Below are 19,567 nucleotides of genomic sequence, written 5' to 3'. Positions count from 1 at the left end.
ATCAGCGCCGCTGGCGGGCGCGGAAGACCACCACGAGCAGGCCCAGGGCGATCATGGCCCAGGAGCCGGGTTCGGGCACCGCCGGGACGCTGTCGCCGGGCAGCGGGGCCTCCGCCGTGGACACGCGGCCTGGCGGCAGCGCCGGCATGCCGAGGTTGACCAGGCCGGGTGCACCGCCCGGCGCGGTGGCGGGGGTGGGGGCGTTGCCGCCGGGCAGGCTGAAGCCGCTCGGGGCCGGGGCGCCACCCAGCGTCGGCACGCCGGACGCGGAGGCGAAGGTCTCGGGCGCGGCGGCCATCGGGCCGGCGGCCGGCGCCTCGAATTCCAGCGGTGCGTCCTCGCTCGCGCGGGTGGACGAGGCGACGTTGCTGGCCTGGGCCGGCGCGGCGGCGGGCTTGTCCAGCCGGCGGATGCGGCTGACGTTGCGGCAGACCGTCGGCACCAGAATGCACTGGCCGTCCTCGCAGTAGACGAGGCCGCGCTCCTGGGTCGTGGCCGTCCACTTGGTGCGCGTCACCGTGCGGCAGACGGCGCCGGGCCCGAAATGCATGTCGCGGATCTCGGGGTCATAGCTGCCCTTGCCCTTGATGGCGTCGCGCTCGATGACGGCGATGTCGTCGTAGCTGCGCGCCTTCATGCGGGCCTTGAGCTTCTCGCGGGTCGCCGCCGGGATGTCCTGGTAGCGATCGACGGCCGCCACCACGTCGCCCATGAAGGGGTTGACGCCCGGACGGTCCCAGCTGCACTGCGGCAGCGTGGAGCCGGCGGAAACGGCGAGGGCAAGAGTGGCGATCAGGGACATGGCGCGGTCCAAAAAAGGGAAAGCGCCCGAGGTCGGGCGCACGGGACAGATACTAGAGATTCCTAGGGTTTGTACGCGTTGAAGACCCGCAAAGCGGGGGTGTCCGGCGGGTGAGATAAATCACGCAAAGCCCCGGAAACGATGGCCGCGGCGCTGTGTCGCCGGGGCGGGCATTGCTGCTATCGTGCCGACCGCTTTCCGCAGTACCCGAATCCGCCATGCCCAATCGCGCCCCGCCGCTGGTGCTCTACGTCGAAGACGACCGCATCCACACGATCCTGATGGAGGAGGTCTTCCGGCTGTTGCCCGGCTGCGAGCTGCGCTGTGCCGAGACGGGGGCCGAGGCGCTGGCCGCGCTGGCCGAGTGCCGGCCCGCTCTGGTGCTGGTGGACATGAACCTGCCCGACATGACGGGCCTGGGCCTGCGCGCCTGCGTGGCAGCGGATGGCGATCTTGCCGAGGCGCTGCAGGACACCCGCTGGGTCGCGCTGTCGGCGGACGACCCGAGCGATGTCGTGCGCGCTGCTCGCGCAGCGGGCTTCCACGATTACTGGCTCAAGCCGATCGACGTCGCGCAGATGCAGACCGCGCTGCACCGGCTGCTGGGCTGAGCGGGCATTGCCCCTCGCCCAGCCACGCGTCGCTGCAAGCGAGCGAGTCTGGTGGGTTCCCCGTGGGGGCGGCGATGTGCTTGGGGCGGCCCGGCGCTCGGCCCGGCTGCTGCTCGAAATACCCCAGATTCATCCGTTGCGGATGGCGCATCGCACGTGAACAACTGACGAAAAAAAGCCCGGCATTGCCGGGCTTCGTTCCGCAGAGCCGCTGGCGCGGCGCCGCATCACTTCAGGTGGCTGTTGATCAGCTTGGTCATCTCGAACATGTCGGCCTTGGCCTTGCCGAAGATTTCCTTCAGCTTGGCGTCGGCGTTGATGACGCGCTTCTGCAGCTCGTCCTGCAGCTTGTTCTTCTTGATGTACTCCCAGACCTTCTTGGTCACGTCGGTGCGCGGCAGCGGGCTGGCGCCGACGATGGCCGCGAGAGCGGCGCTGGGGGTCAGGGCCTTCATGAAGGCGGCGTTGGGCGTGCGCTTCTTGGCGGGGGCTGCGGCCTTCTTGGCCGGAGCTGCCTTCTTCGCCGGGGCGGCCTTCTTGGCCGGAGCCGCAGCCTTCTTCGCAGGCGCCTTGGCGGGCGCTGCCGCCTTCTTTGCCGGGGCGGCCTTCTTCGCCGGTGCCGCCTTCTTCGCGGGCGCGGCCTTCTTCGCAGTTGCCATGTCGATTCACTCCATCAAAGGTTGTTGATGTGCCGGGTCTGGGTGAAGGCCGCGTAAGCCTTCAATACTCGCTAGCACCCTGCGACGGCGATGGTACTGCGCTCCCCAGGGGAAGAGAAGGCTTTCATAGAGGGGATGACCCGCAGAGGCCCATGAAATCGGGCCTTTCGTGCCTTGCATGTCGCGAGGCCGCATCACTCGGGCCTTCGCGAGCCTTGCATTCACTGGTGCGCCCTTCGGCCTGCGGCCTGTCCTGCCGCGCTGGCGCGAGCTTGCTTGGGGCTGCTCGACGCCGCGCTCAGTCGATGTCGCTGCCCTCGGGCGCGCGCTTGGCGCCGCTGAACATCGCGCCGACGAGGTTCTCGTGATGCCGCCAGCTCGTCATCACGACACCGCCGAGATGCGCGCCAACGAGGGCCGCGACGAGCCAGCCGAGCGCGGCGTGCAGAGCTTCGAGCCATGCATAACCCCACAGCCACTCGGTCGTGTAGAGCCAGCCGGTGATGGAGAGTGCCGCCGCGCACAGCCACAGCGTGAGTGCCATCCAGCCGCCGAGCGGGTTATGGCCGATGTAGCGCGGCTCATGGCCTGCGCGCAGCGCGCGCGCGTAAGCGAGCACGGCGCGCGGTCGGCGCAGGAACTGCGCAAGGCGCGCGTGGCGGCTGCCGGTGAAGCCCCAGATCAGGCGCAGCGCGACGGCCGCGAGGGCGACATAGCCCGCGGTGTGGTGCGCCGCGTCGAAGTCCTCGGGCAGCCAGTGGCCGCTGATCCAGGCCGTCGCGACGGCGCCGGCCAGCGTCCAGTGCAGCAGGCGGACGAGGCCGTCCCAGACGCGGATGCGCATGCCGCCTTACTTCTTGTCGGCGGCCTGCTCGCCTTCCGGGTAGACGCGCTCGAAGGTCTTGGGGTTGTAGAAGGCCTCGGCCTTCTTGCCCTGGCCGTCGAAGCCGTAGACCTCGTAGCAGCCGTTGTAGTTCTTGACCTGGCGCACCTTCCAGCCCTCGGCTTCGAGCTTCTTCTGCAGCTCCATCTGCGGCTTTTTCTCATCCTTGGGCACGGCGGGGCAGGAGACATTGCCGTGGGCGAAGGCGGCGGAGGCGGTGAACGCGAGAACGAGGGCGGTGAGCGTTTTCATGGTGAGTCCTTCAACGGGAGTTGCCGGGCCAGATCAATGCCGGGCCGGCGTCGGCAAGGGTCTTGCAGCCGGAGAGCGCCATGGCGATCTCCAGCTCGTCGCGCAGCAGGCGCAGCGCATGGGCCACGCCCAGCGCGCCGCTGGCGGCGAGGGCGTGGACGTAGGGGCGGCCGAGCAGCACGGCGTTGGCGCCCAGGGCGATGGCCTTGAGCACGTCGGTGCCGCGGCGGATTCCGCCGTCGACGAGCAGGGGCACGTCGGGGCCCAGCGCGGCGCGCAGCGGCGGCAGCAGCTCGGTGGTGGGCGGCAGCGTGTCCAGCGCGCGGCCACCGTGGTTGGAGACGACGAAGCCGCTCACGCCCCGGGCCAGGGCTTCACGGGCGTCGTCGGGGTGGGTCACGCCCTTGAGCAGCAGCGGCAAGGAGCTCTCGGTGCGCAGCCAGTCGATCTCGGCCCAGCTGGCGGCGCGTGGCATCAGGCCATCGAAGAGTGCGCTCTGGCCGGGCTGCAGGTCCAGCGGCTTCTTGACGCCGCCGAGGTTGACGGCGCGGATGTGCCCCGGCAGCTGGAAGCCGGCGCGGCGCTCGCGGTCGCGGGCGCCGTGCACGGGTGCGTCGACGGTCAACACCAGAGCCTGGAAGCCGGCGGCCTCGACGCGCCGCAGCAGCGCGCGCATGAAGTCGCGGTCGTCGCGCCAGTAGAGCTGGAACCACAACGGTCCGGCCGCGGGGTCCGCGAGCATGGGCGCGGCCACGGCTTCCATGTCGATGCTGGCCTGGGCGCTGAGCACGAGGCCGGCTTCCTGCGCGGCGGCGGCGTGGGCGACGGCCAATTCGCCGTCGGCATGGAAGAGGCGCTGGTAGGCGATGGGCGCGAGCAGGACGGGATGGTGCAGCGCGCGGCCCAGCAGCGTCACGCGGGTGTGGCCGCCGGCCAGGCTGCGCAGCACGCGGGGCTGCAGCCGGATCGCGTCCCAGGCCGTGCGGTTGGCGCGCAGCGTGATCTCGTCGGCCGCGCCGCCGTTCAGATAGGCCCAGGCGGCGGCGCTGCCGCTGGCTTCAAGGCGGGCTCTTGCCGGGGCCTCGAAGTCGGCGAGGTTGGCGATGCCGTCGGGCAGCTTCTCGATGAGCGGAGCGCTCATGTGTCGGCCCACATCCGCAAGAGGTTGTGATACGTGCCGGTGAGCTGCACCAGCTCGGGCGTTTCGCCGAGTTCGCCGCGCAGCTTCACCAGGCTCATGTCCATCTCGTAGAGCAGGCGGCGCTGTTCGTCGGCGCGCACCATGCTCTCGATCCAGAAGAAGCTGGCCAGCCGCGCGCCGCGCGTGACGGGCTCGACGCGGTGCACGCTGGTGCCGGGGTAGACGACCATGTCGCCGGCGGCGAGCTTGACGCGCTGCTCGCCATAGCTGTGCTCGATGACGAGCTCGCCGCCGTCGTAGTCGGCCGGGTCGCTGAAGAACAGCGTGCAGGAGATATCGGTGCGCACACGCTGGATGCCGCCGGGCAGGTAGCGCACGGCCTGGTCCACATGGCTGCCGTAGGCGTTGGCCGCGCCGGTGTAGCGGTTGAACAGCGGCGGCAGCACACGCTTGGGGAGGGTGGCTGAGAAGAACACCGGGTGCCGGTCCAGCGCCTGCAGCACCAGCGCCTGCAGCTCGCGGTGCGGTTCGCTGCCGGGCTGCAGCTGCTGGTTGTTCTTGACCTGCGCGGCCTGGCTGCCCGCGGTCGTGCGGCCATCGACCCAGGCGGCCGCGGCCAGCAGCTCGCGGGCCCGGGCGACGCCGGCGGCGTCGAGGATCTGGGGGATCTTCAGCAGCATGGCGTCGCGTGGTCCGTCGTCAGGTCAGAACTTGTAGCTGCCGGTCAGCGCGACGATGCGGCCTTTGCCGGGCACGTAGTGGCCGGTGTAGAGCGTGTCGGCGTAGCGCTTGTTGGCCACATTGTCGACGTTGAGGCGGAAGATCAGCGCGTCCTCGACGACCGTGTACTCGGCCATCAGGTTGCCGACGATGAACTTGGGTGCGTAGAAGCCGGGGTTGCGGTTGGGCTGCTGGCCGCTGCGCGCGTTGAAGCCGCCGCCGACGCGCCATTGGGCGTTCAGCCTGTAGGTCGTCCACAGGCTGCCGGAGTACTGCGGCGTCAGCGAGGGGCGCGTGCCCAGGCCCTCGGCGCCCTCGGCGGCGATGTCGATCTTGGCGACCGGCATCCAGGTGAAGCTGCCGTAGATCTCCCACTCGGGCGTGATGCGGCCGGTGATGTCCATGTCGATGCCGGCCGCGTGGCGCTTGCCGGACAGCGTGACAAGGGCGGTCAGCGGGTCGGTGTTGCGCTCGTGCAGCTTGGTGGCGCGGAAGATGCCGAAGCGGGTGGTGAGCCTGCCGTCGGCCGAGTCGTACTGGCCGCCGAGTTCCAGGTTGACGGATTTCTCGGGCGGGATGTCCTGGTTGGCCGCGCTCAAGGAATAGGTGTCGCCCGAGGTGTTGAAGGACGTGGCGCCCATCAGGTGCAGCGACACCTGGGCGCTGGGCTGGAACAGCACGGCGGCGCGCTTGCTCCACTCGGCGATGCGCATCGCGTAGGGCTGGGTCGTGACCGGCGTGGGCGCGTTGGCCGGGATGTTGTAGACCTTGTAGTCGCCGTCGAGCTTGTCGTAGCGCAGGCCGGCCATCAGCTTCCACATCGGCGCGACCTGCACCATGTCCTGCACGTAGGCGCCATAGCCTTTGGAGACGTAGTCGTTGTTGGTGCGCAAGCTGCGCAGGCTCTCGTCGATGGCGGCACCGTCGTCGGGGCGGCCGATGGTCGTCGTCGGCTTCGCCGGCACGATGCCGCCCTGGGCCGCGGCATAGGCGGCGTAGACCTGCTTCTTCTCCTGCGCGAAGTCCACCCCGGTCTGCAGGCTGTGCGCCATGCCGGCGGCCTTGAACCGGGCGCTCAGGTCGCTCTGCACGGTGACCGTCTGCATGTCCTGCACCTTGAGCTGGGTGCCGCGGTTGACGACGGTGTCGGGGCCGAAGGTCTCCAGCGACACGGCGACCTTGGTGGGCTGCAGCGCCGCGGCCGCGAAGCGCACGGTGCCGGCGCGCTGGTCACGCGTGTAGCTCGCGTAGCGGGCCTTGGTGACGAGCTCCACCGCGGGGCTGAAGCGGTGTGTGTGGGTCAGCATGCCGTAGTTGGCCGTGCCGTTGTTGTAGTCGCTGGCCATGCCGTAGTAGGCCGTCGGGGCCAGCGGCAGCAGCGTCGTCGCGCTGGTGGGCGCGCTCGGCGAGGGCTTGATCCAGGGCATGCCGTAGTTCATGCCGTTGTTGTTGTCCAGGGTGTAGAGGGTCAGGCTGAACTCGTCGGCCTCCTCGATGCCCCAGCGCAGGTTGGCGGCGACGCCGCGCTTGTCCTGCGACGAGCCGGCGCCGTCGTTGTCGGCGGTGGTGCTCATCGCGCTGACGCGCAGTGCCGTCGTCTCGCCCAGGCGCTGGTTCAGGTCGCCCACTACGCGCAGGCCGGCGTGGCTGGACATCGTCATGTCGATCTGGTTCTGGTCGGCAAGCACGGCCTGCTTGGTGACCTGGTTGACGGCGCCGCCGCTGCTGCCGCGGCCGAACATCAGCGCGCCGGAGCCGCGCAGCAGCTCGACCTTGTCGAGGAAGAAGGTGTCGCGGTCGTAGAAGGCCGGGTCGCGCATGCCGTCGATGAAGATGTCGCCGGTGCTCTGCAGCGAGATGCCGTGGATGCGGATGTCCTCCTCGCCGCCCTCTGCCGCCATGAAACTGATGCCGGCGGTGTTCTTCAGCACCTCCTTGACGTTGTCGAGGTTGCGGTCGTCGATGAGCTTCTCGGTGACGACGGTCAGGGACTGCGGAATGTCGCGGATGTCCTGCTTGCTCTTGCCGATGCGGGTCTCGGTGGCCTGGTAGCCATCCTTGCCCTGCGGCTCGGCGCTGGCGCGGGCGCGCACGGTGGGCAGCACGTTGTCTTCCTTGGGCGGCGTGGCGGTCTGCGCCAGCGCGGCCGAGGCCAGGCCGAAGCCGGCGGCGAGCGCCCCCAGGGGCAGCAGCGACGGCGGCTTGGACTTGTTGTTCTTGAGGGGCATGGAACTCTCCGATGGATCGTGATGACTGGGCATGGCTTTGCCCACGACGGCATCGGGCGCCGCCCACGGCATGGCTACTCGGGGGGAAAGGGGCGGGGTCAGCGGTCGACTTCGTAGGACATCGGCGCGATGACCTCCCACTCGACGGGCTGGCCGTTCTCGGTCTGCGGCGCGAAGCGGGCGCTGCGCATGTCCTGCAGCGCCTGCTCGTCCAGGCGGGCGAAGCCGGAGGACCTGGCCAGCGCGACCTCGCGCGGCAGGCCGTTCACGTCCACGACGACACGCAGGTGCACGACACCCGACTCGCGCAGCCGCTTGGACATCAGCGGCACCGTCATGCGCGGCTCGCGCACGTAGCGCACGGCGCTGGCCGGGATGCGCTTGAGGGCGGGCGGTGCCGGTGGCGGCGCGACCTGGGCGACGGGCGCGGGTGCCGGCTGGACCTGCACCGGCGTAGGCGGTGGCGGCGGCAGGGCGGCGACGACGGGTGACGGCGCGGGCGCGGCGGCCACGGCGATGAGCGGCGGCTCGATCAGTGTCAGCGCCGGCGCCTTCATGTCAGGCATCGCGACTGGCGTGCGTGGCTGGGGCTTCGGCGGCTCGGCCGGGGCGACCAGGCGCACCACGACCGGCGCGACCTGGGCCACGGTGCGCCTGAAGTCCTGGACCTGGCTCAGGCCCCAGAACCCTAGCAAGTGCAGGGCGGCGACGCCCACCAGCAGCAGCCGGCGGCTGCGTGGCGGCCTGGAGAGCTCCGCATAGCTCGCCTGCGGCGGCACGCGCTGCACAGCGGGCCGAGACGGGGCGGCAACCAGCGTGGGGGCGACGAAGGCAAGGGGCTTCACGGACAGCGCATTCGATTCGATCAAGAAAAATGTTAACACGAATGCGAACGATTCTTATTTGATGAATGTCAAGCTGCGGCAGCCATGCCACACCGCCGCGGGCTGCGCCCGATATGCTGTGGCGCATGAAGATCCTCATCCGTTGGCTGCTGCTGGCCGGGGCGCTGCTGCTCGTGGCCCACCTCTACCCCGGCGTCGTCGTGACGAGCTTCACCTCGGCGCTGATCGCGGCGCTGGTGCTGGGCCTGCTGAACACGCTGCTGCGGCCCATCCTCGTGCTGTTGACGCTGCCGGTGACGGTGCTCAGCCTGGGCCTGTTCCTCTTCATCATCAACGCGCTGATGTTCTGGGCTGCCGCTTCGGTGCTGGACGGCCTGGCCGTGACCGGCTTCTGGGCGGCGCTGGTCGGCTCGCTGATCTACAGCCTGTGCGGCATGGTCATCGACGTCGTCATCGAGCGGCTGTTTCCGGGCGACTGAGCACCAGGGCCACCCCGGCCGCCGCCAGCGCGGCCAGTTCCTCGCGGGCGTCTCCGGCGCGGGCGCGCAGCGCCATCGAATGCAGCACGGCCGAGGCCAGCTGGGCGCGCATGGCCACGTCCGTGCCGGGCGGCAGCTCGCCCTCGTCCACCGCGCGCCGCAACCGCGCCTCGAAGGCGGCGGTGAAGCCGCGCAACGACTCGCCCAGCTGCTGGCGGATGGCCTCGTCACGCGGGGCCTCGGTGGCGGCCGTGCCGATCAGCAGGCAGCCGCGCGCCGCCGCACCGGTGGGGCAGTAGAGCTGCAGGGCCAGCTCGTAGACCCGTGCCAGGCCCTCGCGCAGCGATCGACCCTCGAAGGCGGCTGAGATGGCGGCATGGGACTGCTCGGTGTAGAGCTTGAGCGCCTGCAGATAGAGCGCGTGCTTGTCGCCGAAGGCGCCATAGAGGCTGGGCCGGTTCAGGCCTGTGGCGGCGCTCAGGTCGTCCAGCGAGGTGGACGCGTAGCCGCGCTGCCAGAAGGTCAGTGTGGCCTGGGCCAGGGTGGTGCCCGCGTCGAAGCTGCGCGGCCGGCCGCGGCGGCGCGGCGCAGGCGTCTTCGCGGCGTCTTCAGATTTTTGTACCACGATGAATGAAATTCATTGACGACGATTAATTCTATTCAATACAGTACAAAAACACTGTTGGAGATCCAGATGGAATTGTTCTTTTCCCCCATGGCCTGTTCGCTGGCGAGCCGCGCCGTGCTCTACGAGGCGGGTGCCGAAGCCCGCTTCACGCAGGTCGACAGCAAGGCCAAGCGCACGCTGGACGGGCGCGACTACTGGCAGATCAACCCCATGGGCCAGGTGCCGGCGCTGCGGACGTCCGACGGCTGGGTGCTGACCGAGAACCCAGCCGTGCTGCAGTACCTGGCCGAGGCCTGGCCCGAGGCCGGTCTGCTGCCTGCCGAGGCCGACGCGCGTGCCCGCGTGCGCCAGTGGCTGGGCTTCATCGGCACCGAGCTGCACAAGGCGGTCTTCGTGCCGCTGCTGGACGCCGAGGCCGGCGCCGACGTGAAGGCCTACGCGATGGACAAGGCCGCGCTGCGCCTGGCCACGCTGGAGGCGCATCTTCAGCGGCACGAGCACCTGGAGGGCGGCTACGGCATTGCCGACATCTACCTCGCCGTGGTGCTGAACTGGGCGCCCTACGCCGGCGTGGACCTGGCGGCCTGGCCGGCCGTCAGGGCCTACCACCGCCGCATCAACCAGCGCGAGGCCGTGGCGCGCGCGCTGGGCGAGGAGTTCGCGCTGTACCAGGAGGAGCAGCGCCGGCGCGCCTGACCCCCCCGGATGAGCGGCACATCGCCTGTCGCAGCCCGGCGGGCGTTGGCGTCTTGTACAGGAGGGGCCGCTCCGGCCTCGACCTGCAGGAGATTGCGATGCGTTGGCTCATCAGCCTGGTTCTTCTGGCCCTTAGCGCGGCGGCGGCGGCCGGTTCGGCCAGCTACGGCGGCCGGTTCGGTGCCGACGACGAGCATTTCTCGCTCGGCTTCACTCTCGCCGCCGGCGGACCGGTGCAGGTCGACACCCAATCCTTCGCCGCAGGCGGCTTCGCGCCGGTGCTGTCGCTCTTCGACGCTGCCGGCCAGCTGATCCAGCTCGACGCCGGCAGCAGCCATGTGTGCAGCGGCGCCGGCAGCTTCTGCTGGGACGCGCGGCTCGCGCTCGACCTCGGCGCCGGCAGTTACACCCTGGTGCTGACCCAGGACGGCAATCTGCCGCTGGGCCCCGACCTGGCCGATGGCTTCTCGATGACGGGCCAGCCCGACTACACCGGTCTGGCCTATCTGGGTCAGCCGGGCCTGCGCTTCATCAATGTGGACGGCAGCACGCGCACCGGCGACTGGGCCCTGACGCTGCAGGCCGCCGCGGTGCCGGAGCCTGCGACCGGCTTGCTGCTGGTGCTGGGGCTGGCCGGACTGATCTGGCGCCGCCGCGCCTGGCTGCTGGGCGCGGGGCTGGCCGCCTCCCTGCCCGCCCTGGCGCTGGAGGCACCGCTGGCCGCGGACGCCCACATGGCCAGCACCCAGCCGGCCGTGAATTTCGGCAGCCTGCCCACGCTCAACGTCGGCGGCGGCTCGACGGCGCTGCTGCGTTTCGACCTGGGCACGCTGCCCGCTGCGACCACGGCCGCCAAGCTGGTCAAGGCCAACCTCGTGCTGTACGTGAACCGCGTCGGCGCGCCTGGTGCCGTGGAGCTGCAGACCGTGAACAGCGCCTGGACGGAGGCCGGCGTGACGGCCGCGGCGGCTCCGGCCCTGTCGGGGGCCGGCAGCGGCGTCACGCTGCCGGTCGCGGCCGCCGGCCAGTTCGTCAGCGTGGACGTGACCAATGCCGTCAGGGCCTGGATCACCAACCCCGCCAGCAACTTCGGCTTCGCGCTGACACCGGCCCTGACGGCGCCGGGCACCGTGGTCTTCCTCGACAGCAAGGAAAACACGGCCACGGCCCATGTGGCGCGGCTGGACCTGACCCTGGCCGACCAGGGGCCTAAGGGCGACAAGGGCGACACCGGCCCCCGCGGCGCGACGGGCGCCACCGGTGCCACGGGCGCTGTGGGGGCGACCGGCGCCACGGGTGCCACCGGCCCGATGGGGCAGCAGGGACTCACCGGGCCGGCCGGTCCGACCGGTGCCGCGGGCGTATCCGGCTACCAGCAGGTGCAGACGACGGGCACCATCCCCGCCAGCTTCATCTCGCAGTTCGACATTGGTTGCCCGTCGGGCAAGCGGGTGCTGAGCGGCGGCTACAAGCTGCCGGACGGTGTCACCGGCACCCAGGCGGTCAACGTGGTGCCGCGGGTGAGCTATCCGGTCAACGACACGACCTGGCGGCTGTGGGTCAGCAACGTGAACACGGCCCCCATCACCCTCAATCTCTACATCGTCTGCGTGACCGCGCTCTAGGCGGCCCGGCCGTGCGCCGGCCGCCTCAGTTCGGCAGCTCGACGTCCGGCGGGATGTAGCGGCCCCGGTACATCTCGCCCAGGATGGCCTGGCGCTCGTAGACCAGCGTGCGCAGGCGGGCGTCGATGACCGAGGCCTCGACCTGGTCGGCGTCCGGGCCGCGCGACTGGCGCAGCCCGGAGCGCAGACGGTCGATGGCGCCGTTCAGGTCGCCGGCGGCGGCGCGCGTCTCGGCCTGCGCGCGCACCGCGCGCAGCGGCTGGCCGAGCTTTTCCCAGATCAGCGCGAGCTCGTGCCAGGCCAGTGCGTCGGTCGGCTCCAGGCTGACGTGGGTCTGCAGCGCGTCGGCGGCCTCGCGCAGCGCGGCGCCGGCCGTGGCTGCGGGGCCCGAGGCCAGCGCCAGGCCCACGCGCTGCATGAGCATCGGGCGGGACTTCTCGCCCTGCAGCGTGTCCAGCGCGGCGATGCCCTCCATCGGCCGGCCGCGCGCCTCGGCCAGCTCGGCGCGCAGATAGGTCAGCAGCCGGCGGGCCGCGACGGTCTCGGCAGCGCTGGGGGCGATGAGCTGCAGCGTCACCTCGGCACTGCGCAGCGTGGCCTCGGCGCGGTCGTAGTTGCGCAGCTTGATGGAGGCGAGCGTGGCGGCGTAGCGGGCGCCGAGCTGCTCGTAGCCGCCGCTCTCGCGGATGTTGCGGGCGCCGGCGTCGTAGTTCTCCAGCACCTTCCAGGCGTCCACGCGCGGGTCCATCAGCACACGCGAGCGCGCCGCCATCAGCGCGTGCTCGGCCAAGCCGCGAGGGCGGGCGAAGGGTTCGAGGGCCAGCCGCGTGCGCGCGTCGCCAATGCGCTCGCTCGTCAGCGGGTGAGAGCGCAGGTACGGGTAGGCGCCGTTGTCCATCAGGTGGTAAGCCTGCTCCATGCGCTCGAACATGCTGACCATGCCGCTGCCGGCGAAGCCCGCCTCCACCAGCACGTTGAAGCCGACACGGTCGGCCTCGCGCTCCATGTCGCGCGAGAAGTTCAGCGACAGCTGCGTGGCTGCGGCCTGGCCGCCGACGATGCCGGCGTTGGCCATGTCGATGTTGCCGCGCGAGGCGGCCAGGATGCCCAGCAGCAGGCCGGCGACAGCGATCATGCTGTTCTTCGAATCGCCCGCGATGCGCCGCGCGATGTGGCGCTGCGTGATGTGCGAGAGCTCGTGCGCCAGCACCGAGGCCAGCTCGTCCCGCGACACCGTCATCTGGATCAGCCCGAGGTGGGTGCCGACGAAGCCGCCCGGCAGCGCGAAGGCATTGACGCTGCGGTCGCGCACAAGGAAAGGCTCCCAGGCGAAGCGGGCCTGCGTCTCGTCACCGATCTGGCCCAGCTTGCGCGCCGCCTTCACGAGCGGGTCCCAGATGCCGTCGAGGTATTCCTGCAGCAACGGGTCGAGCACGTAGTCGGGGTCGATGCGGATCTGGCGCATGACCTGGTCGCCCAGGCGGCGTTCGGCGCCGACGTCCAAGTCCTGCGACACCGAGTCGCCCAGGGCCGGCAGGTTGACCTGGGCGTTCAGTGGCGCGCCGGGCAGGGCCAGCGTTGCCGCGGCGAGCAGGCTGAGCAGGGGGCGTTGCAGTAGCTTCTTCATCGGACGGTGGCGCGAGCCGGGAACGAGCCTCCTATGATGCCTGCAACACCTTGCCCCTTTGTTTCCAGGTCTCACGGCGCCCCTCGCCCAGCCGAGCATCGCTGAACGCGAGCGCATCTGCGCGGCCCCCCGAGGGGACGGCGACGCTTGCGGCATTGAGCCGCCAGCACATCGCCGGCGCGGGTCGGCTTGGGAGCAGCCCGGCGCTCGGCCCGACAGACGCAAACCGATGGACGACATGAGCAACCCTCTCACCCATTTCGACGCCCAGGGCCAGGCCCACATGGTGGACGTGTCGGCCAAGGCCGAGACCCACCGCGTCGCCGTCGCCGCCGGCGAGATCCGCATGCAGCCCGCCACCTTCGCGCTGATCGCCAGCGGCACGGCCAAGAAGGGCGACGTGCTGGGCGTTGCGCGCATCGCCGCCATCCAGGGCGCCAAGCGCTGCAGCGACCTGGTGCCGCTGTGCCACCCGCTGCCGATCACGCGCGTGGCGGTGGACTTCGAGTTCGACGAGGCGGGTAGCCGCGTGCTGTGCCGCGCCCAGGTGGAGACGCTGGGACGCACGGGCGTGGAGATGGAGGCTCTGTGCGCCGTGCAGGTGGGCCTGCTCACTATCTACGACATGTGCAAGGCTGCCGACCGCGGCATGGTCATTGGCAACGTGCGCGTGCTGGAGAAGCAGGGCGGCAAGTCGGGCGAGTGGCACGCCGCCGAGTCAGCGTAGCGTCCGCCAGTCCCGCACGCCTGAGGCCGGCTGGCATTGCGGCATCTCGGGTGCCGAGGCGGCTTCGGCGCAGGCCGAGAACCAGGTGTCGCCCGTCGGGTTGCGGAACTCCCGCAGCCGGTCGGCCAAGAAGCGCGCACCCTCCGTGTCGCCGGTGGCCTCCAGCGAGCGCGACCAGTGCATCAGCAGCCGCGCGTCGATCAGGCTGAAGGCCGTGCGGCGCGTGGCCGCGAGGGCCAGCTTGCCGGGCGGAAAGCTGGTGGCGGCGGCGTAGTCGGCCTGGTGGCTGAAGAAGACCGAGCGCTGGCCGGTGGCGATGCGCTGGTTCAGCGGCGCGGCATCCTCGGTCGGGGCGTAGATGACGACGATGCGCTGGTAGTCCCAGACGGCGAAGAGGCTGCCCGCGACCAGCAGGGCGCCGACGACCTGCCAGGGACGCGCCGGCGCCGGCGTGGCGGGCGCGTCGGCCGGCAATGCCAGGCCGAAGGCGAAGCAGGCCGGCAGCAGGAAGTAAGCGTACCAGAGCGGGTACTCCAGCAGGCTGTGTAGTGCGATGGTCAGCACGATCATCAGCGCCGCGCGGCGCAGCGGCGCGTCATCGGCCGCGCGCGCCGCGCCGCGCCAGGCCCTGCACAGCGCCCAGCCGAGCAGGGCCAGCACGGCGCCGGCCCAGGGCAGGCCGAGCTCGACGGCGAGCTGCGAGGGCAGGTTATGGGTGTGGTCGAAGAAGGCGATGGGGCGCGTCGGGAAGGGTGTCAGGCTCCAGGCGAAATTGAACTCGCCCCAGCCGACGCCCAGCAGCGGGTTGGCGAGCGTCAGCGCCCAGGCATTGCGCAGGATGGCCAAGCGCGACGGCGAGCCGGCGCCTTCGGACAGGCGCGAGGCGGCGCCGAAGGCATGGCCCTCGGCCGACCACTGCGCCATCAGCCACCAGGCGAGGCCCAGCATCAGCGGCGTTGCCAGCAGGGCCAGGCGGGCGCTGCGCGAGAGTTTGCGGTCGACGAGCCCCCAGATGGCCAGCATGGCGATGCCGATGAAGCCGGTGCGCGAGGCGCTCAGCACGACGGTGAAGACACAGGCGAACAGCAGCGGCGCGAGAAGCCAGCGCCAGCCGCGCCGCTCGGTGATGAAGACGGCCGCAACCGAGGCCCACATCATCAGGCTGGCCAGGTGGTTGGGCTGACGCAGATTGCTGACGGCGCGGCCCGGGATGCCCGAGCGGGCGATGAGGCTGCCGTCGGCCCAGCCGGGCGCGAAGACCTGCACCAGGCTGATGGCGATGCTGGCCAGGCCGGCCGCGAGCAGGCCCCAGCACAGGGCCTCGCCGGCGGCGGCGCGCAGGCCGCGCGGCAGGCCCTGCGCCACCAGCAGCACGGCCAGGCCGGCGCCGAGGATGGCGGCGGCGCCCAGGCCGAGCGAGGCGGGCAGGTCGCGCCAGAGCACGGAGCTCAGCGGCGCGACGACCAGCAGCGCCAGGGCGATGGCGGCGGGGCTCTTCAGGCCGTCGCGCCAGCCGGGAGTCATCCGGGCCCACAGCAGCAGTGCCAGCCCCCATCCGGCCAGGGCGAGCAGCTGGTTGTAGAGCGTGGCGGCCGGCGTCTGGTTGAAGGCCAGCAGCGGTGGCAGGGCGGCGGCGATGACGAGGCCGAGCAGGGCGGCCTGGGGATGGGAGGAGGACGTCGCGGCAGACATGGGCGCGGATGATGGCACGGCAGCCTCAGCGCCTGGTCTCGGCTTCCTCGTGATAGTCGTCGTCGATGTTGACGGCCCAGATCGCGTCGCGGCCGGCGCCGCCGTTCATGATGGCCTGCGCGGCCAGGCGCGCGGACAGCATGGAGTGGTCCTGGTTGTTGTAGCGGTGCATGCCGTTGCGGCCGCACAGGTAGAGGTTGTCCAGGCCGTCCAGCCAGGTGCGCAGTTCGTCGAAGCGCTGGAAGGCCGCGCCGAAGTAGCCGGGATAGGCCTTGGGCTGGCGCAGCACGGTGGCGTCGAGCAGCTCGGTCTCGTCGGCCAGGCCCAGTTGCTGCATCTCGCGCACGGCCAGCGCCTTCAGCGCGTCCTCGCTCATGGCCCACAGCGCGTCGTCGTCGCGGGCGAAGAACTCCAGGCCGAGCCAGACCGTGTCGGGGTCGGCCACCATGTAGGGGCTCCAGTTGTTGAAGACCTGCACGCGGCCGACCTTGACGCCGGGTTCCTGGATGTAGATCCAGTTGTCGCTCACGTGGCGGGCCTTGCCGGCGACCTTGGCGCTCATGCGGCGGTAGAGCAGGCCGACGGTGATGAAGTCGCGGTATTCGAGGCCGGACGCGATGGCCAGGGCCGGTGCGTCGGCCGCGGGGCGCAGGGCCTGGGCGAGCTCGCGGATGGGCATGGTCGAGACGACGGCGCCGGCGTCGAAGGCCAGCCGCTGGCCGACCTCGTCGCGTGCCAGCACGCGCGTCACGCGCCGGTCCTCGCGGTGGATCTCGTCCACGCTCAGGCCGCGCAGCAGCTGCCCGCCCAGGCGCTCGAACTCGCGCGCCGCGGTTTCCCACATCTGGCCGGGGCCGTACTTGGGGTAGAGGAAGCTCTCAATCAGCGAGGTGTGCTGGGTGTCGGTGCTGCCGGTGACGATCTTCTTCAGCGCCTGCTTCGCGGCGCTGCCGATGGACAGGCTCTTGATGCGCTGCGCGCCCCAGTCGGCGCTGATGTCGCGGCAGGGCACGCCCCAGACCTTCTCGGTGTAGTCCTTGAAGAACTGCAGATAGAGCTGGCGGCCGAAGCGGTTGATGAAGAAATCTTCCAACGTCTGCTCGGGCTTGATGGGCCGGGCCGCGGCGGCCATGTAGCTGCCGGCGAACTGCAGGCAGCGCGCGAGGCCCATGTTGCGCACCAGGTCCAGGCCGGGCTTGAGCGGGTAGTCGAAGAAGTTGCCGCCGAAATAGATGCGCGACTGGCGGCTGCGGATCAGCATCACCTCGTCGTCCGCCTCGCTGGCCGTGGCCGCGTGGCTGCCGAGCAGGCGCTGCTGGCCCTGGTAGGCCAGGCGAGTGTCGCTGCTGCCGCCCGCGGGCCTGGCGACCGGCAGCACGCCGCGCCACCAGTCCATGACCCAGTCGGACTTGGAGAAGAAGCGGTGGCCGCCGATGTCGATGCGGTTGCCCTTGTAGTTGACCGTCTTGGAGATGCCGCCGATGGCGTCGGTGGCCTCCAGGATCGTCACCTGCGGGTAGCCCGCGCGCAGCAGCTCCAGGCCGGCGGTGAGGCCGGCGGGGCCGGCGCCGATGATCAGGGCGGAAGGGGAGGTGGTGGTCATCGGGGCATCGGGCGCGAGAACAGCAGCAGCTTGCGCAGCGTGAAGTTGAAGGCGAAAACGCCCACGGCGGTCAGCAGCTTGGCCGGCACGGGCGACCACTGGTGCCGGCTCACCAGCCACCAGAGGCTGGCCTGTGTCAGCAGCAGGCCCAGCAGGCCGATCAGGGCGAAGGCAGCGAATTCTGCGCGGCGGTCGCGCAGGCGGTGCTGGTGGAAGACCCAGATCACGCTGCCCGCATAGGCGACCGTCAGGCCGACGGCGAAACCGAGGGCAATGGCGATGGCCAGCGGTGCCCCGGACCGGTAGGCCAGGGCATAGGCGGCGGTGTCGGCCGCCAGCGCCACGGCACTGGTGACACCGTATCGCCAGCCCTCGCGCCAGACCGCAAGCAGCCGCGCCGGCAGCGGTGGGCGGCCGGCGGGGGAGGGCGTGGCGGAGGCGGTGAGCGGCGTCATGGCGCGGCGTTCCCGGTGGCGGCGGGCGGCTGGAACTGCCGGCAAGCGTAGAGGGAGAAGCGCGACGCCCCCGTCGTCAGGACGGACAGGGGCGGTACGGGCAGGGGCGTGCCGAAGACCATGAAGTCCGGGTGCACGGCCTGTCCGCAGAGCTCGGCGATCAGCTCCATGCGCGGCGTGGCGCAGGCGGCCAGGGCCTCCCGGGCTCCACCCAGGGCTGCGCCCATCTCGCACTGCTCGCGGGCCTCGTCGATGTGCCGGTAGGCCTGGCGCAGCGGGGCGAGGGTCTGGGCCGTCGTGCGGCTGAACAGCATGCCTGCGCTCTGCAGCCGCGAGAAGTGGCTGGCGCGGCCCAGCAGGGCCCAGACCGCGCCGAGGTTGTCCGGCCAGTACACCGTCGCGGCCGTGGGGATGAGGGCGGTGAACGGCGGGCGGGGCGGCGAGGCTTCGACGAGCGTCGAGAACTCGTCCCGGCGATCCCAGGCCGCGACCGCCAGGCACAGGCCGAGCCCGCCGGCCGCCAGGGCCGTGCGCCGGGCCCAGGCGCCGCGTGAGGCCAAGACCCATAGCAACGCGGCCATGGCGACGGCGAGCAGGGGCTCGGTGGCCACGCGCGCCGCGCGCGACACGAGGCCGGCGTGGGGCTGCAGCCACGCGATGCGCTGCAACTGCAGTGCCAGGTGTGCCCCGCTGTAGCCGAGGATGGCTAGCAGGCACAGGCCGAGCAGCAGGTGGAGCACGGCTCGCGACACCGTCACGCCGCGCCACGCCAGGGTCGCGCTGAGCAGCCCGCCCAGCAACAGCGGGCCGCCGTAGCCGGGGCTGGACTGGGCGTCCAGCAGCGCCAGCACGATGAAGGCCGCCGTCAGACGCCACATCCCCTGGCGCTGCCAGAACTTCCACAGCACGAAGGGGGCCAGCGCGACGGCCAGCAGATGGGTCAGCCACAGCACTCGCCAGGGCTGTATCTGCGTGACCAGCACGCTGTGCAGCAGCACCGTGCCGACGCAGCTCAGCATGAGCAGCAGGGCGGTGCTCGCCAGCACGGCCGCGACGAAGCGCCGGCGCCGCTCGCCCGGTGCGAACAAGGCCATCGCGCAGGCCAGCACGCCGGCGTCGGCCAGCACGCTCCACCAGTCGCGCAAGTCCCAGTTGGTCAGCAGGACCTGGCGGTTGACGCCCGCGACGAGCGACCACCAGGACGGGTCGTAGAACTGCAGCAGCCGGTCCATCGGCGGCACGCCCCAGGCCGCCGGCAGCAGCAGCGCGGGCAGCAGCGCCAGGGCCCACAACCAGCGTCTGTTCTCGCCGACGGCGAGCATCCAGGTCATGGCGATCGCGGGCAGGGTCATCAGCGGGTGCAGGGCCAGGGCCAGGATCTGCAGGGCCAGGGCCAGCCCCAGGCGGCCCTGCACGCCGACCATCAGGCTGACGAGCACGAGGGGCTCGGCCAGGCTGCGCGCGGTGAGGAAGGGCTCGGTGTAACTGAAGATGCGCATGCCGCCGTACAGCGGCGACAGCACGGCCACGGCCAGCAGGCCCCAGGGCGCCCAGGTCCGCAGACCGAGGCTGCGCAGCAGGGCGAGCACGGCAAGCGCCGTGCCGGCCAGCCCGAGCAGGAGCAGGGCCTGGTGGGTCGCGTTCAGCCCCCACAGTTCGTAGAGCGGGGCGATGAGGACGGAGTACAGCGAGAAGGCGTCCTGGGAGCCGCCGCTGAAGAAGGGGTCGGCCCGCAGGACCGGCACGCGGCCGCGCACGAGGGCCTGGCCGCTGTAGAGGATGCCGTCGTGCTGCAGGCCTTCATAGCCGCGGGCGAGCAGGTACAGGGCCGAGCCGACCAGACCGACCACCAGCGCAGGTGGTCTCGGGATTCGTTGCATTGCGGGGGAGGACA

19 protein-coding genes are annotated in these 19,567 nt (G+C 71.1%); 5 read left to right on the top strand and 14 right to left on the bottom strand.

What is annotated here, in order from left to right:
• Position 1: 1 nt before the first annotated feature.
• Positions 2–802 (bottom strand): MHFG family PEP-CTERM protein, encoded by an 801-nt coding sequence (locus AC07VX_RS23790; RefSeq protein WP_493166898.1) that lies wholly within the window; start codon positions 800–802, stop codon positions 2–4.
• Between the two features lie 218 nt (positions 803–1,020).
• Here AC07VX_RS23790 and AC07VX_RS23785 point away from each other — a divergent pair, with 218 nt between their 5' ends.
• Positions 1,021–1,413 (top strand): response regulator, encoded by a 393-nt coding sequence (locus AC07VX_RS23785; RefSeq protein WP_493166899.1) that lies wholly within the window; start codon positions 1,021–1,023, stop codon positions 1,411–1,413.
• A 227-nt stretch (positions 1,414–1,640) separates the two neighbouring features.
• Here the strand turns inward: AC07VX_RS23785 and AC07VX_RS23780 are convergent, their stop codons facing one another.
• From AC07VX_RS23780 to AC07VX_RS23750, 7 genes are all read right to left on the bottom strand, one after another.
• Positions 1,641–2,072: an SWIB/MDM2 domain-containing protein gene (locus AC07VX_RS23780; RefSeq protein ID WP_493166900.1), complete on the bottom strand. Its 432-nt coding sequence runs from the start codon at positions 2,070–2,072 to the stop codon at positions 1,641–1,643.
• A gap of 298 nt (positions 2,073–2,370) precedes the next feature.
• Positions 2,371–2,916 carry a cytochrome b/b6 domain-containing protein gene (locus AC07VX_RS23775; protein ID WP_493166901.1) on the bottom strand — a complete coding sequence of 182 codons (546 nt, stop codon included), beginning with the start codon at positions 2,914–2,916 and terminating at the stop codon, positions 2,371–2,373.
• A gap of 6 nt (positions 2,917–2,922) precedes the next feature.
• A complete protein-coding gene (locus tag AC07VX_RS23770; RefSeq protein WP_493166902.1) occupies positions 2,923–3,207 on the bottom strand; it encodes a PepSY domain-containing protein in 285 nt (94 codons plus the stop codon).
• A 10-nt stretch (positions 3,208–3,217) separates the two neighbouring features.
• Positions 3,218–4,348 (bottom strand): alpha-hydroxy acid oxidase, encoded by a 1,131-nt coding sequence (locus AC07VX_RS23765; RefSeq protein WP_493166903.1) that lies wholly within the window; start codon positions 4,346–4,348, stop codon positions 3,218–3,220.
• The gene (locus AC07VX_RS23760; RefSeq protein ID WP_493166904.1) at positions 4,345–5,028 is read right to left on the bottom strand and encodes a Fe2+-dependent dioxygenase; all 684 of its coding nucleotides are present in this window, start codon (positions 5,026–5,028) and stop codon (positions 4,345–4,347) included. Before AC07VX_RS23760 ends, AC07VX_RS23765 begins: the two co-directional genes overlap by 4 nt.
• Positions 5,029–5,052: 24 nt before the next feature.
• Entirely contained in the window at positions 5,053–7,296 is a 2,244-nt protein-coding gene (locus AC07VX_RS23755; protein ID WP_493166905.1) for a TonB-dependent receptor, read from the bottom strand.
• Positions 7,297–7,394: 98 nt separating this feature from the next.
• Positions 7,395–8,141, bottom strand: a complete 747-nt coding sequence (locus AC07VX_RS23750; protein WP_493166906.1) for a TonB family protein — start codon at positions 8,139–8,141, stop codon at positions 7,395–7,397.
• Between the two features lie 125 nt (positions 8,142–8,266).
• Here AC07VX_RS23750 and AC07VX_RS23745 point away from each other — a divergent pair, with 125 nt between their 5' ends.
• Complete coding sequence (locus AC07VX_RS23745) at positions 8,267–8,620, top strand: phage holin family protein (RefSeq protein ID WP_493166907.1); 354 nt, start codon at positions 8,267–8,269, stop codon at positions 8,618–8,620.
• Here the strand turns inward: AC07VX_RS23745 and AC07VX_RS23740 are convergent.
• Complete coding sequence (locus AC07VX_RS23740) at positions 8,592–9,245, bottom strand: TetR/AcrR family transcriptional regulator (protein ID WP_493166908.1); 654 nt, start codon at positions 9,243–9,245, stop codon at positions 8,592–8,594. The two genes, AC07VX_RS23745 and AC07VX_RS23740, sit on opposite strands and share 29 nt — an antisense overlap.
• Positions 9,246–9,314: 69 nt before the next feature.
• Here AC07VX_RS23740 and AC07VX_RS23735 point away from each other — a divergent pair, with 69 nt between their 5' ends.
• Positions 9,315–9,944 carry a glutathione binding-like protein gene (locus AC07VX_RS23735; protein ID WP_493166909.1) on the top strand — a complete coding sequence of 210 codons (630 nt, stop codon included), beginning with the start codon at positions 9,315–9,317 and terminating at the stop codon, positions 9,942–9,944.
• Between the two features lie 98 nt (positions 9,945–10,042).
• Positions 10,043–11,569, top strand: a complete 1,527-nt coding sequence (locus tag AC07VX_RS23730; RefSeq protein WP_493166910.1) for a DVUA0089 family protein — start codon at positions 10,043–10,045, stop codon at positions 11,567–11,569.
• Positions 11,570–11,594: 25 nt separating this feature from the next.
• On the opposite strand, the gene AC07VX_RS23725 is transcribed toward AC07VX_RS23730, so the two are convergent.
• The gene (locus AC07VX_RS23725) at positions 11,595–13,196 is read right to left on the bottom strand and encodes a M48 family metalloprotease (RefSeq protein WP_493166911.1); all 1,602 of its coding nucleotides are present in this window, start codon (positions 13,194–13,196) and stop codon (positions 11,595–11,597) included.
• 238 nt (positions 13,197–13,434) lie between these two features.
• Between AC07VX_RS23725 and moaC the strand changes: the two genes are divergently transcribed.
• Entirely contained in the window at positions 13,435–13,923 is a 489-nt protein-coding gene (gene moaC / locus AC07VX_RS23720) for a cyclic pyranopterin monophosphate synthase MoaC (RefSeq protein ID WP_493166912.1), read from the top strand.
• Here the strand turns inward: moaC and AC07VX_RS23715 are convergent.
• The 4 genes from AC07VX_RS23715 to AC07VX_RS23700 are packed head-to-tail and all read right to left on the bottom strand — an operon-like array spanning position 13,915 to position 19,553.
• The gene (locus tag AC07VX_RS23715) at positions 13,915–15,615 is read right to left on the bottom strand and encodes a PglL family O-oligosaccharyltransferase (RefSeq protein WP_493166913.1); all 1,701 of its coding nucleotides are present in this window, start codon (positions 15,613–15,615) and stop codon (positions 13,915–13,917) included. The two genes, moaC and AC07VX_RS23715, sit on opposite strands and share 9 nt — an antisense overlap.
• A 25-nt stretch (positions 15,616–15,640) precedes the next feature.
• The gene (locus AC07VX_RS23710; protein ID WP_493166914.1) at positions 15,641–17,218 is read right to left on the bottom strand and encodes an NAD(P)/FAD-dependent oxidoreductase; all 1,578 of its coding nucleotides are present in this window, start codon (positions 17,216–17,218) and stop codon (positions 15,641–15,643) included.
• A complete protein-coding gene (locus AC07VX_RS23705) occupies positions 17,215–17,673 on the bottom strand; it encodes a GtrA family protein (RefSeq protein WP_493166915.1) in 459 nt (152 codons plus the stop codon). The genes AC07VX_RS23710 and AC07VX_RS23705 overlap by 4 nt, the downstream gene beginning before the upstream one ends.
• A complete protein-coding gene (locus tag AC07VX_RS23700; protein WP_493183965.1) occupies positions 17,670–19,553 on the bottom strand; it encodes a hypothetical protein in 1,884 nt (627 codons plus the stop codon). The genes AC07VX_RS23705 and AC07VX_RS23700 overlap by 4 nt, the downstream gene beginning before the upstream one ends.
• Positions 19,554–19,567 lie beyond the last annotated feature (14 nt).

Source organism: Roseateles sp. GW821-FHT03B02, assembly GCF_059421025.1.
Note: the sequence above shows the minus strand (reverse complement) of the source record. Positions and strands in the feature narration are given on the sequence as shown.

What these genes read in the sequence shown, in the direction of transcription:
- AC07VX_RS23790 (WP_493166898.1), bottom strand. Translation starts at nt 802, where the DNA reads ATGTCCCTGATCGCCACTCTTGCCCTCGCCGTTTCCGCCGGCTCCACG.
- AC07VX_RS23785 (WP_493166899.1), top strand. Translation starts at nt 1,021, where the DNA reads ATGCCCAATCGCGCCCCGCCGCTGGTGCTCTACGTCGAAGACGACCGC.
- AC07VX_RS23780 (WP_493166900.1), bottom strand. Translation starts at nt 2,072, where the DNA reads ATGGCAACTGCGAAGAAGGCCGCGCCCGCGAAGAAGGCGGCACCGGCG.
- AC07VX_RS23775 (WP_493166901.1), bottom strand. Translation starts at nt 2,916, where the DNA reads ATGCGCATCCGCGTCTGGGACGGCCTCGTCCGCCTGCTGCACTGGACG.
- AC07VX_RS23770 (WP_493166902.1), bottom strand. Translation starts at nt 3,207, where the DNA reads ATGAAAACGCTCACCGCCCTCGTTCTCGCGTTCACCGCCTCCGCCGCC.
- AC07VX_RS23765 (WP_493166903.1), bottom strand. Translation starts at nt 4,348, where the DNA reads ATGAGCGCTCCGCTCATCGAGAAGCTGCCCGACGGCATCGCCAACCTC.
- AC07VX_RS23760 (WP_493166904.1), bottom strand. Translation starts at nt 5,028, where the DNA reads ATGCTGCTGAAGATCCCCCAGATCCTCGACGCCGCCGGCGTCGCCCGG.
- AC07VX_RS23755 (WP_493166905.1), bottom strand. Translation starts at nt 7,296, where the DNA reads ATGCCCCTCAAGAACAACAAGTCCAAGCCGCCGTCGCTGCTGCCCCTG.
- AC07VX_RS23745 (WP_493166907.1), top strand. Translation starts at nt 8,267, where the DNA reads ATGAAGATCCTCATCCGTTGGCTGCTGCTGGCCGGGGCGCTGCTGCTC.
- AC07VX_RS23735 (WP_493166909.1), top strand. Translation starts at nt 9,315, where the DNA reads ATGGAATTGTTCTTTTCCCCCATGGCCTGTTCGCTGGCGAGCCGCGCC.
- AC07VX_RS23730 (WP_493166910.1), top strand. Translation starts at nt 10,043, where the DNA reads ATGCGTTGGCTCATCAGCCTGGTTCTTCTGGCCCTTAGCGCGGCGGCG.
- AC07VX_RS23725 (WP_493166911.1), bottom strand. Translation starts at nt 13,196, where the DNA reads ATGAAGAAGCTACTGCAACGCCCCCTGCTCAGCCTGCTCGCCGCGGCA.
- moaC (WP_493166912.1), top strand. Translation starts at nt 13,435, where the DNA reads ATGAGCAACCCTCTCACCCATTTCGACGCCCAGGGCCAGGCCCACATG.
- AC07VX_RS23715 (WP_493166913.1), bottom strand. Translation starts at nt 15,615, where the DNA reads ATGTCTGCCGCGACGTCCTCCTCCCATCCCCAGGCCGCCCTGCTCGGC.
- AC07VX_RS23710 (WP_493166914.1), bottom strand. Translation starts at nt 17,218, where the DNA reads ATGACCACCACCTCCCCTTCCGCCCTGATCATCGGCGCCGGCCCCGCC.
- AC07VX_RS23705 (WP_493166915.1), bottom strand. Translation starts at nt 17,673, where the DNA reads ATGACGCCGCTCACCGCCTCCGCCACGCCCTCCCCCGCCGGCCGCCCA.
- AC07VX_RS23700 (WP_493183965.1), bottom strand. Translation starts at nt 19,553, where the DNA reads ATGCAACGAATCCCGAGACCACCTGCGCTGGTGGTCGGTCTGGTCGGC.